The 13,150-nt window shown below is 73.4% G+C and carries 12 protein-coding genes; 8 read left to right on the top strand and 4 right to left on the bottom strand.

Features of this window, described 5'->3' with window-relative positions:
• Positions 1-3 precede the first annotated feature (3 nt).
• Both EBO35_RS07170 and EBO35_RS19730 read right to left on the bottom strand, forming a co-directional pair.
• A complete protein-coding gene (locus EBO35_RS07170) occupies positions 4-942 on the bottom strand; it encodes a serine protein kinase RIO (RefSeq protein WP_122817108.1) in 939 nt (312 codons plus the stop codon).
• A gap of 176 nt (positions 943-1,118) precedes the next feature.
• Complete coding sequence (locus EBO35_RS19730; protein WP_206422700.1) at positions 1,119-1,520, bottom strand: nuclear transport factor 2-like protein; 402 nt, start codon at positions 1,518-1,520, stop codon at positions 1,119-1,121.
• A gap of 134 nt (positions 1,521-1,654) precedes the next feature.
• Between EBO35_RS19730 and EBO35_RS07180 the strand changes: the two genes are divergently transcribed.
• The 8 genes from EBO35_RS07180 (at position 1,655) to EBO35_RS07215 (ending at position 11,886) form a co-directional block, all read left to right on the top strand.
• The gene (locus EBO35_RS07180; protein ID WP_164477853.1) at positions 1,655-3,148 is read left to right on the top strand and encodes a M1 family metallopeptidase; all 1,494 of its coding nucleotides are present in this window, start codon (positions 1,655-1,657) and stop codon (positions 3,146-3,148) included.
• 71 nt (positions 3,149-3,219) lie between these two features.
• On the top strand, positions 3,220-4,314 hold the full coding sequence (gene dxr / locus EBO35_RS07185) for a 1-deoxy-D-xylulose-5-phosphate reductoisomerase (RefSeq protein WP_122819441.1): 1,095 nt from the start codon (positions 3,220-3,222) through the stop codon (positions 4,312-4,314).
• Complete coding sequence (locus EBO35_RS07190; protein ID WP_122817110.1) at positions 4,311-5,669, top strand: M50 family metallopeptidase; 1,359 nt, start codon at positions 4,311-4,313, stop codon at positions 5,667-5,669. Before dxr ends, EBO35_RS07190 begins: the two co-directional genes overlap by 4 nt.
• Positions 5,670-5,703: 34 nt before the next feature.
• Positions 5,704-6,855 carry a flavodoxin-dependent (E)-4-hydroxy-3-methylbut-2-enyl-diphosphate synthase gene (gene ispG, locus EBO35_RS07195; RefSeq protein WP_122817111.1) on the top strand — a complete coding sequence of 384 codons (1,152 nt, stop codon included), beginning with the start codon at positions 5,704-5,706 and terminating at the stop codon, positions 6,853-6,855.
• A gap of 40 nt (positions 6,856-6,895) precedes the next feature.
• The gene (locus EBO35_RS07200; RefSeq protein ID WP_122817112.1) at positions 6,896-7,741 is read left to right on the top strand and encodes a GNAT family N-acetyltransferase; all 846 of its coding nucleotides are present in this window, start codon (positions 6,896-6,898) and stop codon (positions 7,739-7,741) included.
• Positions 7,742-7,890: 149 nt separating this feature from the next.
• Positions 7,891-9,651, top strand: a complete 1,761-nt coding sequence (locus tag EBO35_RS07205; protein ID WP_122819444.1) for a proline--tRNA ligase — start codon at positions 7,891-7,893, stop codon at positions 9,649-9,651.
• Positions 9,652-9,661: 10 nt separating this feature from the next.
• On the top strand, positions 9,662-11,167 hold the full coding sequence (locus EBO35_RS07210) for an acetyl-CoA hydrolase/transferase family protein (protein WP_122819446.1): 1,506 nt from the start codon (positions 9,662-9,664) through the stop codon (positions 11,165-11,167).
• The gene (locus EBO35_RS07215; protein ID WP_122817113.1) at positions 11,164-11,886 is read left to right on the top strand and encodes an HAD family hydrolase; all 723 of its coding nucleotides are present in this window, start codon (positions 11,164-11,166) and stop codon (positions 11,884-11,886) included. The genes EBO35_RS07210 and EBO35_RS07215 overlap by 4 nt, the downstream gene beginning before the upstream one ends.
• Before the next feature lie 256 nt (positions 11,887-12,142).
• On the opposite strand, the gene EBO35_RS07220 is transcribed toward EBO35_RS07215, so the two are convergent.
• Both EBO35_RS07220 and EBO35_RS07225 read right to left on the bottom strand, forming a co-directional pair.
• The gene (locus EBO35_RS07220) at positions 12,143-12,598 is read right to left on the bottom strand and encodes a DUF4439 domain-containing protein (protein WP_122817114.1); all 456 of its coding nucleotides are present in this window, start codon (positions 12,596-12,598) and stop codon (positions 12,143-12,145) included.
• The gene (locus EBO35_RS07225; RefSeq protein WP_122817115.1) at positions 12,595-13,146 is read right to left on the bottom strand and encodes a hypothetical protein; all 552 of its coding nucleotides are present in this window, start codon (positions 13,144-13,146) and stop codon (positions 12,595-12,597) included. The genes EBO35_RS07220 and EBO35_RS07225 overlap by 4 nt, the downstream gene beginning before the upstream one ends.
• Between the last annotated feature and the right edge of the window lie 4 nt (positions 13,147-13,150).

The following is a 13,150-nucleotide window of genomic DNA, read 5'->3' on the forward strand; positions in this document are numbered from 1 at the left end:
GGCTCAGAACGCGTGGGCCAGCAGGTCGCCGATCAGCTCCTGCTCGTCGGCCGGCAGCCCCCGGGCCCGGAACCACGCGCAGACGTTGGCACAGTCGCGCATCAGGAACTCGGTCCCGCGGGGATTGCCCACCAGGTCGACGACCTGGGGCAGGTCGATGATCACCAGCCGCTCGCCCGCGGCCAGGATGTTGTACGCCGACAGGTCGCCGTGGACGAGGCCCAGCCCGACGAGCGTGGCCAGCGCCTCGCGGAGCTGCTCGAACCACGCCGCCAGCAGGTCGGGCGCGGGCCGGGTCTGGGCCAGCCGGGGTGCGGTCCGCACGCCCTCGTCGTCCTCGACCGTGATCCACTCCATCAGGAGCTCGGTCCCGTCGATCTGCACCGGGTAGGGGACCGGGAGCCCGGCGGACCAGCAGCGGGTGAGCGCCTCCCACTCCGCCAGCGCCCACTGGGTCGCGGCGAGCTCGCGGCCGAAGGTGGAGCGGCGCTGGACCGCGCGCCGGTCCCGCGAGCGCCGGGTGCTGCGCCCCTCGGCGTACGTCGCGGCGCGGCGGAACGCCTGGTGCTCCGGGCTCCGGTAGCGCTTCGCGGCCATCACGACCGCCGCCTCCGGCTGGTGCGGGTCGCCGCGCTCGAGCAGGAAGACCTCGGCCTCCTTGCCGGTCTCCAGGATGCCGAGCTCGGTGTCGACCGCGCCGCGGGAGGTGACCACCCAGTCGGGCCGCGGCTCGGGTCCTCGGGAGAGCGGCTCCACGTCGGGCCAGGTGCTCCAGCGCTGGCCCTCGGCCAGATCGTCGTAGGCCCGGAAGTCGATGACGAAGGCGTCGTCGATCCCGTCCAGGGGGTCGGTGCCGGGGTCGGTGCTGGGGCCCGGGTCGGGGGCCGGGTGCTCAGGGGAGGAGTGCTCCTCGGCGGGCGGTGCGGTGCGGTCGTGCGTCATCGCGGTCGGTGCTCCATCGGAAGAGGGGGGCGCGGTCTGCGGACAGGCCGACGACAGTCCTGGACATGTCACGCTCCTCTCGACGGGCACCGGCGACGCTGCCGACGCGATCTCGTCCCACGATCGGGGACGCGCTCGCCCGGGGGCAACCGGTTTGGGGCGGATGGCCCGAGGGGCTAGGCCTCCGGGGGGAAGAGCGCCTCGGCCGCGCGGGAGTCGGCGTACTCCTCGAACCGGGCGATCCGGCCCTCGCGCAGGGTGACCACCACGCAGGACGGGACCCGCACGGGACCGCCGGCCGGGCCGGTGCCGGTGGTCGTGGCCTGGACGACCCAGCCGCCGTCGAAGACCCGCAGCCGGACGTCCTCGACCCGGAGGTCGGCGCCGCCCTGGACCTGGCGGGTCCGGGAGGGGGTGCGCTGGATCTCGGTCTCCCGCTCACCGATGTTGTGCCAGGTGCTGACGCCGTCGGCGTACACGTCCTCCTCGGCGCGGCGCCCCTGGAGGAAGGCCGGGAGCCAGCGCTCGGCCAGCGCGCGCGCCTGCTCGATGCCGGCGGGAGATGGGGTCTCGATCATCCGGCGTTCCTACCACGGCGCCGCCACGGCCGGCCTCCGGCGGCGTGGTGGCCGCCCGGACGGCGTCGGCCATCTGCGCGGCCGGGATCGGCGGACCGCCTCCGGACCCCCGTCCGGTGGGCTACGGTCGCCCGATGCTCCGCCTGCCTCGGTCCGCGCGCCGCGCGCCGGTCCTCGCCATGCTCCGCGCCATGCTCCTCGCGGGGCTCCTCGCCGCCCTGCCCCTCGCGCTCCTGGCGGGCCCGGCGCCGGCCGCCCCGAGCGCCGCCCCGAGCGCCGACCTGAGCGCCGACCGGGCCGGCCCGGTCGCGGGCTCCTCCGGCATCGGCGACCCGTACTTCCCGCTCGACGGCAACGGCGGCATCGACGTGCGGCGCTACCGCATCCACGTCGGGTACGACTTCGACACCGGCCGGCTGACCGGCCGCGCCGTGCTCACGGTGCGGGCCACCCGGGCGCTCGCCCGGTTCAACCTCGACCTGCTGCTGCCGGTCGAGGAGGTCCGGGTCGACGGCCGCCCGGCGTCGTTCCGCAAGCCCCGCCGCCACGAGCTCCAGGTCTCGCCGGCGCGCCCGATCGCGGCCGGCAGCAGGTTCACGGTCACCGTCCGGTACGCCGGCCGACCGGCCGGCATCGCCTACGCGGGGGAGCGCAACTGGCTCGCCGACGAGCGCGAGGTCGTGACGATGAACCAGCCGCACATGGCGCCCTGGTGGTTCCCGGCCAACGACCACCCCAGCGACAAGGCGCAGGTCGACGTCTCGGTGACGGTGCCCCGGGCGCGGCGGGTGGTCGCCAACGGCGAGCTCGTCGGTCGCCGGGTCCACGGCGCGCTGGCCACCACCCGCTGGCGCTCGCGGGAGCCGATGGCGCCCTACCTCGCGTTCTTCGCCGCCGGCCCCTTCCAGGTCGACAGCGGGCGCACCGCCGGCGTGTCCTGGTACGCCGCGGTGTCGCGGCAGCTGCCGGCCAGGCAGCGCACCCGGTCGATGCGGCTGATGCGGCGCTCGGCGCCGATCACGGCCTGGGCGGCCTCGATCCTCGGGGAGTACCCGTTCTCCAGCACCGGCGGGCTGACCACCGCGCTCCAGCCCGGGTTCGCCCTGGAGAACCAGACCCGGCCGACCTACCCCGTCCTCGGCGCCGATGCGGTGCCCACGGTCGTGCACGAGATCGCCCACCAGTGGTTCGGCAACTCGGTGGCGGTCGACGCCTGGCGCGACATCTGGCTCAACGAGGGCGCGGCGACCTTCTTCGAGCTGCTCTGGGCGGAGACCCACGGCGGTCCGAGCGCGGCGCAGTGGCTGTCCTCGGCCTACGACGTCGAGCCCGCGGAGTCGACGTTCTGGAGGCTGCGCATCGACGACCCCGGAGCGGCCCGGATCTTCGACGAGGCCGTCTACCTGCGCGGGGCGATGACCTTCCAGGCGCTGCGCACCCGTATCGGCGCCGCCGACTTCGCGACGCTGCTGCGGACCTGGGTGGCCCGGGGTGCCGGCGGCACCGGCTCGACCGCGCAGTTCACCGCGCTCGCCGAGCAGGTCTCCGGCGAGGACCTCGACGGGTTCTTCGACGCCTGGCTGCGCACCCCCGCCCGCCCGGCCCGCACCGCGGCGAACGGTCTCTAGGCCGGCTCCGGACCACGGCCCGGCCCGATCCCCGGCCCGGGCCGCTGCCGGGGGAGAATGCCCCGGTGAGCATCCGCGACGTCGTCATCCTCGGCTCCACCGGCTCGATCGGCACCCAGGCCCTGGAGCTGGTCCGGCGCAACCCCGACCGGTTCCGCGTCGTCGCGCTGACCGCCGGCGGGTCCAACCCGGACCTGTTCGAGCAGCAGGTCGCCGAGTTCGCCCCCGCCTGGTCCGGGCTGGGGGAGGAGGCCTCGGTCGAGGCGGCCGCACGGCCCTGCGACGTGGTGCTGAACGGAGTCAGCGGCGCGGTCGGGCTGCGGCCCACGCTGAGCGCGCTGGACGCCGGCAACGTGCTCGCGCTGGCCAACAAGGAGTCACTGATCATCGGCGGGCCCCTGGTGCGCGAGCGCGCCCGGCCCGGGCAGATCGTCCCGGTCGACAGCGAGCACAGCGCGATCGCGCAGAGCCTGCGCGCCGGCCGGACAGCGGAGGTGCGTCGCCTGGTGCTGACCGCCAGCGGCGGGCCGTTCCGGGGCCGGACCCCCGACCAGCTGCGCGAGGTCACCCCCGAGCAGGCGCTGGCGCACCCCAACTTCGCGATGGGCACGGTCATCACGACCAACTCCGCGACCCTGGTGAACAAGGGGCTGGAGGTGATCGAGGCGCATCTGCTCTTCGACGTGCCGTTCGACCGGATCGACGTGGTCGTCCACCCCCAGCAGTTCATCCACTCGATGGTGGAGTTCGTCGACGGCGCCGTCGTCGCGCAGATCGGCCTCCCGACGATGATGGTGCCGATCGCGATGGGCCTGGCCTGGCCCGACCGCGTACCCGACGCGGAGACCCCGGTCGACTGGACCCGGGCCTCCGACTGGCGCTTCGAGCCGCTCGACGACGACGCGTTCCCCGCCGTCCGGCTCGCCCGGGAGGCCGGCGAGCGCGGCGGGACGGCGCCCGCTGTCTACAACGCCGCGAACGAGGTCTGCGTCGCGGCGTTCCACGACGGCCGGATGCGCTTCGTCGACATCGTGCCCACGATCGAGGCCGTGCTTCGCAGGCACGACGTACCCTCGATGGTGTCGCTCACGGTCGACGACGTGCTCGCCGCCGACACCTGGGCGCGCGCCGAGGCCACCCGCACGATCGTCGAAGGAACCGCATGACCGCCCTGCTCTACCTCCTCGGTGTCGTCGTCTTCGTCGTCGCGATCCTGGTCTCGATCGGCCTGCACGAGCTCGGCCACCTGATCCCCGCCAAGCGGTTCGGGGGCAAGGTCACCCAGTACTTCATCGGGTTCGGTCCCACGGTCTGGAGCAAGCGGGTCGGCGAGACCGAGTACGGCGTCAAGGCGATCCCGCTGGGCGGCTACGTCAAGATCGTCGGGATGCTGCCCCCCGGGGCGACGGCGGTCGCCGACGAGGTGACCTACGACGAGGACGGCACCCAGGTCACCCGGGTGCGCAAGTCCAACACCGGGATGTTCACCCAGCTGATCTCCGACGCCCGCGCCGCCGAGTGGGAGCTGGTCGGGCCGGAGGACTCCGACCGGCTGTTCTACAAGATGACCTGGTGGAAGAAGGTCGTCGTGATGGCCGGCGGCCCCACTGTCAACATCCTCATCGCGTTCTTCCTGTTCTGGGTGATCTTCGGCACCTACGGCACCCGCGAGGCGGTCGCCGACGAGGGACGCCCGGTCATCGACTCGGTCTCCGAGTGCGTGATCCCGTACGCCGAGGAGGGCCGCGCCTGCACGGCCGACGACCCGCCCAGCCCCGCCGCCGAGGCCGGCCTGCGACCCGGCGACACGATCACGTCGTTCAACGGCGTCGAGATCACCGGCTGGGACCAGCTGCGCTCGCTGATCCGGGAGAACTCCGACGGCGAGGCGGTGATCGGCTACCTGCGCGACGGCCGCGAGCTGAGCGGCACCACCAGCACCACCGTCGAGGCGCGCCCGGCCGACTCCGAGGGCGAGGCCGTCCGCGAGGTCGGGTTCCTCGGCGTGGTGCCGGCCACCCATGTGGAGGTGACGACCGGCGGACCGCTCTACACCCTGGGGCAGATGGGGCACATGGCCGCCGACACGGTCGAGGCGCTGGCCACGCTGCCGGTCAAGGTCTGGGACGTCGCGCAGGCCGTCGTCGGCGTGGAGGAGCGCGACCCGGAGGGGCCGATGAGCATCGTCGGCGGCGGCCGGCTGGCCGGTGAGACCACCTCCCACGAGGAGATCCCGGTCGTCGAGAAGACAGTGTTCCTGGTCGGGCTGATCGCGGGCTTCAACTTCTTCATCGGCATGTTCAACTTCGTGCCGCTGCTGCCGCTGGACGGCGGCCACATCGCCAGCGCCCTGTGGGAGGCGGTGCGCCGCGGCGCCGCGCGCGTGCGCCGGCGCCCGGACCCGGGCTACGTCGACGCGGCGAAGCTGCTGCCGGTGGCCTACGTGGTGGCCTCCGCGATGCTGGTGATGGGGCTGGTCCTCATCGTCGGCGACCTGGTGGTCCCCATCCAGGTGCTGTGACCGGCCGCCGGGGCCGGGAAGTAGCCTTTCACCCATGACCGAGATCAACCTGGGCATGCCCGAGGCCCCGCCGCCGGTGCTCGCCCCCCGCCGCCCCACCCGCCAGATCCAGGTCGGATCGGTCGGCGTCGGCAGCAACCACCCGATCTCGGTGCAGTCGATGACGACCACGCTCACCGCCGACATCAACAGCACCCTTCAGCAGATCGCCGAGCTCACCGCGTCGGGCTGCGACATCGTGCGGGTCGCCTGCCCGTCCGCGGACGACGCCGAGGCGCTGCGGGCGATCGCCACCAAGTCGCAGATCCCGGTCATCGCCGACATCCACTTCCAGCCCAAGTACGTCTACGCCGCGATCGAGGCGGGCTGCGCGGCCGTGCGGGTCAACCCCGGCAACATCAAGAAGTTCGACGACCAGGTCAAGGAGATCGCGCGGACCGCTCGCGACCACGGGACCAGCATCCGGATCGGCGTCAACGCCGGCTCCCTCGACAAGCGGATCATGGACAAGTACGGCAAGGCCACGCCGGAGGCGCTGGTCGAGTCCGCGGTCTGGGAGGCCAGCCTCTTCGAGGAGCACGACTTCCACGACTTCAAGATCTCGGTCAAGCACAACGACCCGGTGGTCATGGTGCGCGCCTACGAGATGCTCGCCGAGCGCGGCGACTGGCCGCTGCACCTCGGCGTCACCGAGGCGGGCCCCGCCTTCCAGGGCACCATCAAGTCCGCTACCGCGTTCGGCGCCCTGCTCAGCAAGGGCATCGGCGACACCATCCGGGTCTCGCTCTCCGCACCTCCGGTCGAGGAGATCAAGGTCGGCATCCAGATCCTGCAGTCGCTCAACCTGCGCCCGCGCAAGCTCGAGATCGTCTCGTGCCCGTCCTGCGGGCGCGCCCAGGTCGACGTCTACACGCTGGCCGAGCAGGTGACCGCCGGACTCGAGGGCATGGAGGTGCCGCTGCGGGTCGCGGTCATGGGCTGCGTCGTGAACGGTCCCGGCGAGGCGCGCGAGGCCGACCTGGGCGTCGCCTCGGGCAACGGCAAGGGCCAGATCTTCGTCAAGGGCGAGGTCATCAAGACCGTGCCCGAGTCGCAGATCGTCGAGACGCTGATCGAGGAGGCCATGCGCATCGCCGAGGGCATGGAGGCCGTCGACGGCGCCGCCGCCCAGGTCACGGTCTCCTGAGCGCGACGCGTCCCGCTCCGGACCGACGTAGGCTGCGACCGTGCTGACGACGCGCCACGGAGTGCGGCCCCTGGGGGCCCCGGATCTCGGCGCGTTCCTGGAGCTGACCGCCCGCGACCCGGTCGTCAACGTCTTCGCCGAGTACCGCGCCCGCACCACCAACCTCGAGCCGCGCTGGCTCGGCGGTGAGATGTGGGGCCGCTTCGCCGACGGCCAGCTCGTCTCGGCCTGCCACGTCGGGGCCAACCTGGTGCCGGTCGGCACGACGTACGACGACGCCCGGCTCTTCGCCGAGCGTGCCGTCTCCCGCACCCGCAGCATCTCCACGATCGTGGGGCCACAGGAGGCCGTGCGCGCCTTCTGGGAGGGCGTCGGCCCGACCTGGGGCCCGCCGCGGGAGGCCCGGTGGGAGCAGCCGCACCTGGAGCTGGACGGCCCGTCGCTCGTCGAGCCCGACCCCGAGGTGCGGGTCACCGAGCGGTCCGACCTGGACCTGCTCTTCCCGGCGTGCGTGGCGATGTACACCGAGGAGGTCGGGGTCTCGCCCGAGGAGGGCGGCGGGGGAGAGCTCTACCGGGCCCGGGTCGCGCAGCTGGTCTCGCGGGGCTGGTCCTTCGCCCGGTTCGACCGGGGCCGGCTCGTCTTCAAGGCCGAGGTCGCCTGCGCGTCGCCGTACGCCGCCCAGGTCCAGGGGGTCTGGGTGCCGCCGGACCGCCGGGGCGAGGGTCTGGCCGTGCGCGGGATGGCAGCGGTGGCCGAGCTGGTGCGCCGCGAGATCGCGCCGGTGGTCTCGCTCTACGTCAACGAGTGGAACACCCCCGCGCGTCGGGCCTACGAGGCGGTCGGGTTCCGGGAGACCGCCCGGTTCTCGACGGTGATGTTCTGAGCTCGGCCCGCGGCCGGGGCTCTCGGTCCTAGTCGGTTGCGAGCCCGCGGCCGGCCCGCCCTAGGCTGGCCCGCATGAGCTCAACGCACGGGACCGCACGCTCCAGCCACTCGGTCACCGGGAGTGCCGGCAGTCCGCGGATCCTGCGGATGTCGCGGCTGTTCCTCCGCACCCTGCGCGACGACCCGTCGGACGCCGAGGTGCCCAGCCACCGGCTGCTGGTGCGCGCGGGCTACATCCGCCGCGCGGCGCCGGGCATCTACACCTGGCTGCCGCTGGGCCTGAAGGTGCTGCGCAAGGTCGAGGGCATCGTCCGCGACGAGATGGACGCGATCGGCGCGCAGGAGGTGAGCTTCCCTGCCCTGCTGCCCCGCGAGCCCTACGAGGCGACCAACCGCTGGACCGAGTACGGCGACAACATCTTCCGGCTCCAGGACCGCAAGGGTGCCGACTACCTGCTCGGCCCCACCCACGAGGAGATGTTCACGCTCCTGGTCAAGGACCTGTACTCCTCCTACAAGGACCTGCCGCTCTCGATCTACCAGATCCAGACCAAGTACCGCGACGAGGCGCGCCCCCGTGCGGGGCTGCTGCGCGGGCGCGAGTTCACGATGAAGGACTCCTACTCCTTCGATGTCGACGACGCCGGCCTGGACGAGAGCTACCAGGCCCACCGCGACGCCTACGTGCGGATCTTCGACCGGCTCGGGTTCGAGTACGTCATCGTCCGGGCCACCTCCGGCGCCATGGGCGGATCGCGCTCCGAGGAGTTCCTCGCCAAGGCCGCCGTCGGCGAGGACACCTACGTCAGCTGCAGCTCGTGCGACTACGCCGCGAACGTCGAGGCCGTCCAGGTCCGCCCGCCCGAGGCCGTGCCGTACGACGACGCGCCCGCGGCGCACGCCGAGGCGACCCCCGAGACCCCGACGATCGAGTCCCTGGTCGACCACCTCAACCGGGAGCTCCCGCGGGCGGACCGGCCCTGGACGGCCGGCGACACCCTCAAGAACGTCCTGGTGGTGCTCAAGCACCCCGACGGCACCCGGGAGCCGCTGGCGATCGGCCTGCCCGGCGACCGGGAGGTCGACGCGAAGCGGCTCGAGGGCCAGCTCGAGCCGATCGAGGTCGAGCCGTTCGGCGACGAGGAGTTCAAGAACCACCCGAGCCTGGTGAAGGGCTACATCGGCCCCGGCGTGCTGGGGGAGGAGAACGCCTCGGGGATCCGCTACGTCGTCGACCCCCGGGTCGTCACCGGCAGCCGCTGGGTGACCGGCGCCGACGCCGAGGGCAGCCACGTCCTCGACCTGGTCGCCGGGCGTGACTTCACACCCGACGGCACCATCGAGGCCGCGGAGGTCCGCGACGGCGACCCGTGCCCCGTCTGCGCGCAGGGCGTGCTCGGAACGGCCCGCGGCATCGAGATGGGGCACATCTTCCAGCTCGGCCGCAAGTACGCCGAGGCGCTGGACCTGCGGGTGCTCGACGAGAACGGCAAGCTGGTCACGGTCACGATGGGCTCCTACGGCATCGGCTGCACCCGGGCCGTGGCCGCGATCGCCGAGGGCACCCTCGACGAGATGGGCCTGTCCTGGCCGCGCAACGTCGCCCCCGCCGACGTGCACCTCGTCGCCGCCGGCAAGGACGAGGCGGTCGTGGCCGCCGCGGAGCGGATCGCCCACGAGCTGGCCGCGGCCGGGGTGGAGGTCCTCTTCGACGACCGGGCCGGCCGGATCAGCCCCGGCGTGAAGTTCAAGGACGCCGAGCTGATCGGCGTGCCCACGATCGTGGTGGTGGGCAAGGCGCTGGCCGAGACCGGCACCGTCGAGGTACGCGAGCGCAGCAGCGGCGAGCGCACCGAGGTGCCCGCCGACCACGTGGTCGCTCACCTGGTGGGTCGGGTCCGTGGCTGAGCACGGGCAGATGCCCCGGATCACCTGCCCGGTGCTCGCGGACCGGGTCACCACCGCCGAGGCGGCGGCCGAGCTGATCCGGCCCGGAGACTCGGTCGGCATCAGCGGCTTCACCGGCGCCGGCTACCCCAAGGCAGTCCCGGCTGCCCTGGCGCGGCGCATTGAGGCCGCCCACGCGCGGGGCGAGGAGTTCACGGTCGGCCTGTGGTCGGGCGCCTCCACCGCGCCCGAGGTCGACGGGGCGCTGGCCGAGGTCCACGGCATCGACAAGCGGCTGCCCTACAACTCCGACCCGACGCTGCGCGCGCTGATCAACTCCGGCGAGGTCGACTACGTCGACTCCCACCTGAGCCACTCCGCGCAGCACATGTGGTTCGGCTTCTACGGCAACCTCGACGTCGCGGTGGTCGAGGTGGCCGCGATCCTGCCGAACGGGCTGCTGGTCCCCGGCAGCTCGGTGGGCAACAACAAGACCTGGCTGGACCAGGCCGACCGGGTCATCCTCGAGGTCAACAGCTGGCAGCCCCGCGACTTCGAGGGCTTCCACGACATCTACTACGGCACGGCGCTCCCGCCGCACCGGTTCCCGCTCCAGCTGACCCACTCCTTCCAGCGCATCGGCGACCCGTACCTGCGCGTAGACCCGGCGAAGGTGCTGGCGGTCGTCGAGACCAACGCCCCGGACCGCAACTCCGCGTTCAAGGAGCCCGACGAGGCCTCGCGTGCGATGGCAGACCTGCTGGTCGACTTCCTGCGCCACGAGGTCAAGCGCGGCCGGATGCCGGCCGACCTGCTGCCGCTGCAGAGCGGCGTCGGGAACGTCGCCAACGCGGTGATGGCCGGCCTGCGCGTGAGCGAGTTCGAGAACCTCACGGCGTTCACCGAGGTGATCCAGGACGGGATGCTCGACCTGATCGACAGCGGCACGCTGCGCTCGGTCTCGGCGACCTCGTTCGGGCTCTCGCCCACCGGCGTCCAGCGATTCCTGGACAACGTGGGCGCCTACAAGGGCAAGATCCTGCTGCGCAGCGAGGAGATCTCCAACCATCCCGAGCTGGTGCGCCGGCTCGGGGTGATCGCGATCAACGGGATGATCGAGGCCGACATCTACGGCAACGTGAACTCCACCCACGTCATGGGCTCGGCGATCATGAACGGCATCGGCGGCAGCGGCGACTTCGCCCGCAACGCGTTCCTGAACTTCTTCGTCTCCCCGTCGACCGCGAAGGACGGTGCGATCTCCGCGATCGTGCCGATGGCCAGCCACGTCGACCACACCGAGCACGACGTGCACGTGCTGGTCACCGAGCAGGGACTCGCCGACCTCCGCGGGCTCTCGCCGACCGACCGTGCGGAGCGGGTGATCGCCAACTGCGCCCACCCGGACTACCGCGACGCGCTCACCGACTACGTCGAGCGCGCCAAGGTCGCCCGCCCGACGGCCCGGCACACCCCGCACCTGCTCACCGAGGCGCTGTCGTGGCACGCCCGCTACCTCGAGACGGGACACATGTGAGCGGGGCCGGGCCGGTCGAGGCGGTGATCTTCGACTGGGGCGGCACGCTGACCCGCTGGCACGACGTGGACTTCCACGCCGAGTCGGTGGCGCTGGCCCAGGCGGTGCTGGCCACGCCCACCCGGGAGGACGACCACCACGCCCACGCCGCCCGCCTGCACCGGGCCGGGAGCGTGATCTGGGGACGCAGCCGCGACCACCAGCGCAGCGCGACGATCGCCGACCTGTTCACCGAGGCCGGCCTGGACCACGACCCGGACCTGCTCGCGGCGTACTACGAGTTCTGGGAGCCGCACACCGCCACCGACCCCGAGGTGCGTCCGCTGTGGGAGGCGCTGCGGGCGGCGGGGGTCAAGGTCGGCGTGCTGTCGAACACGATCTGGCCGCGGGCCTGGCACGTCGGCTTCTTCGAGCGCGACGGCGTCGCGGACCTCATCGACGGCGACGTCTACACCAGCGAGATCCCGTGGACCAAGCCGTCCCCGCTGGCGTTCCGCGCGGCGATGGACGCCGTCGGCGCCACGGACCCGGCCCGCTGCGTCTACGTGGGGGACCGGCTCTACGACGACGTGTGGGGTGCCCGGAACGCCGGGCTGCGCGCGGTCCACGTCCCGCACAGCACGATCCCGGCCGACCAGGTCGGCCACACCGAGGGCGAGCCGGACGCGGTCGTGGGCTCGCTCTCCGAGCTCCTCGACGTGCTCGACGCCTGGGCCTGAGCCGTCCCGCCGTCGGGTCACGCGCTTGGGCTGCAGGTTCGTGCAGTGCACGAACGTGAGGGGCCGGCGCGCCGGTGCGGTGCGGCATCCTGAGGAACGAGGTTCCGTCGGTCCCCCACCCTCAGTTGACGGTCCTCCGGCCTCGTGTCCAGGCCACCGGCGGCCCGTGCGCACGTCGGTGCGGGAAGCACCTCGGAGCTCCCCGCGCCCGTCGTGTGCACGGGCCGCCGCATGTCCGGTCCCGGGCCGGCCCGGCTCAGGTGGTGGGGCTGCCCGAGGTGACCCCGGGCAGGGTCTCGGCGGTCGCGCCGAAGCCGAGACCGCGGACCGCGGCGTCGGTCAGGGCGGTCACCGCCCAGGCCCGGTGCTCGGTGGTGGTGCCGACCAGCCAGGCGTACGTCGCAGCGCAGTCCGCCTCGACCCGGCGGGCCTCCCGGGTCACCGCGGCCGCGGGGTCGCCGGTCGTGCCGAGGTCCTCGGGCAGCCGGTAGGCGGGCTCGGCCCCGACCGGGGTGCCCCCCGCGGCCCGGACCACCGAAACGAGCTGGTCGCGCCGGCCGCGGTGCGCGGCGTACGCCGCCCCGACCGCGCTCGCCAGCGCGGGCGTGGCCGAGCGGGACGTCTGGGCGCCCAGCACGCCGAGGACGTGCACGGCGGCGTGCTCGGCGGCGAGGGTCTGCTGGAGCGCCTCGAGCTCGGTCGCGGCCCTCATCCGGGCTCACCGGCCGGGGCGGGCCGCAATCCGGACAGGGTCGCGAGCTGCTGGGCGACAGCTGCGGACATCGCGGCGAGCACCCGGGCGAGCTCGCCGCTGGATGCGCGCAGGGCGGCGTCGGCGAGCTGTCCCTGCAGCGCCTGTTCGGCGGCCACCACCTGCCGCTGCGCGGGAGCGGGCCGGCCCGACGGGTCCGACGGATCAGAGGGGGAGGGGGCGCCGGTCTCCCCGGCATCCTGGTCGCCGCCCTCGGTCTCGAGCAGCAGCAGGTGCGCCTCGTGGAGCGCGAGCAGGCCGGCGAGCGCCGCGGACCGCTCGGGCCCGGCCGCGTGCACCAGGGTCGCGGTCTCCCGGACCGAGCCGGCGACCTCGCGCACCAGCGCGGCGTCGGGCGGATCGGGGGCCGCGGGGGACTCGGTGGATGGCTGCGAGCGCGGGTCGAGGTCGTCGACGTCACACCCCGCGGTGCCTAGCGCGAGCGCCGTGACGCCCGCCAGCGTGCCGCCCAGCGCGGCGCGGCGGGTGGTGGGGAGGCGGGCAGGCACGGCG

It is taken from the genome of Nocardioides pantholopis, assembly GCF_003710085.1.
Lineage (GTDB): Bacteria > Actinomycetota > Actinomycetes > Propionibacteriales > Nocardioidaceae > Nocardioides > Nocardioides pantholopis.

Excerpts from the sequence above, each read along its gene's own strand:
- ispG (WP_122817111.1), top strand. The coding sequence starts at position 5,704 with ATGACCGAGATCAACCTGGGCATGCCCGAGGCCCCGCCGCCGGTGCTC.
- EBO35_RS07190 (WP_122817110.1), top strand. The coding sequence starts at position 4,311 with ATGACCGCCCTGCTCTACCTCCTCGGTGTCGTCGTCTTCGTCGTCGCG.
- EBO35_RS07170 (WP_122817108.1), bottom strand. The coding sequence starts at position 942 with ATGACGCACGACCGCACCGCACCGCCCGCCGAGGAGCACTCCTCCCCT.
- EBO35_RS19730 (WP_206422700.1), bottom strand. The coding sequence starts at position 1,520 with ATGATCGAGACCCCATCTCCCGCCGGCATCGAGCAGGCGCGCGCGCTG.
- EBO35_RS07210 (WP_122819446.1), top strand. The coding sequence starts at position 9,662 with ATGCCCCGGATCACCTGCCCGGTGCTCGCGGACCGGGTCACCACCGCC.
- EBO35_RS07220 (WP_122817114.1), bottom strand. The coding sequence starts at position 12,598 with ATGAGGGCCGCGACCGAGCTCGAGGCGCTCCAGCAGACCCTCGCCGCC.
- EBO35_RS07180 (WP_164477853.1), top strand. The coding sequence starts at position 1,655 with ATGCTCCGCCTGCCTCGGTCCGCGCGCCGCGCGCCGGTCCTCGCCATG.
- EBO35_RS07205 (WP_122819444.1), top strand. The coding sequence starts at position 7,891 with ATGTCGCGGCTGTTCCTCCGCACCCTGCGCGACGACCCGTCGGACGCC.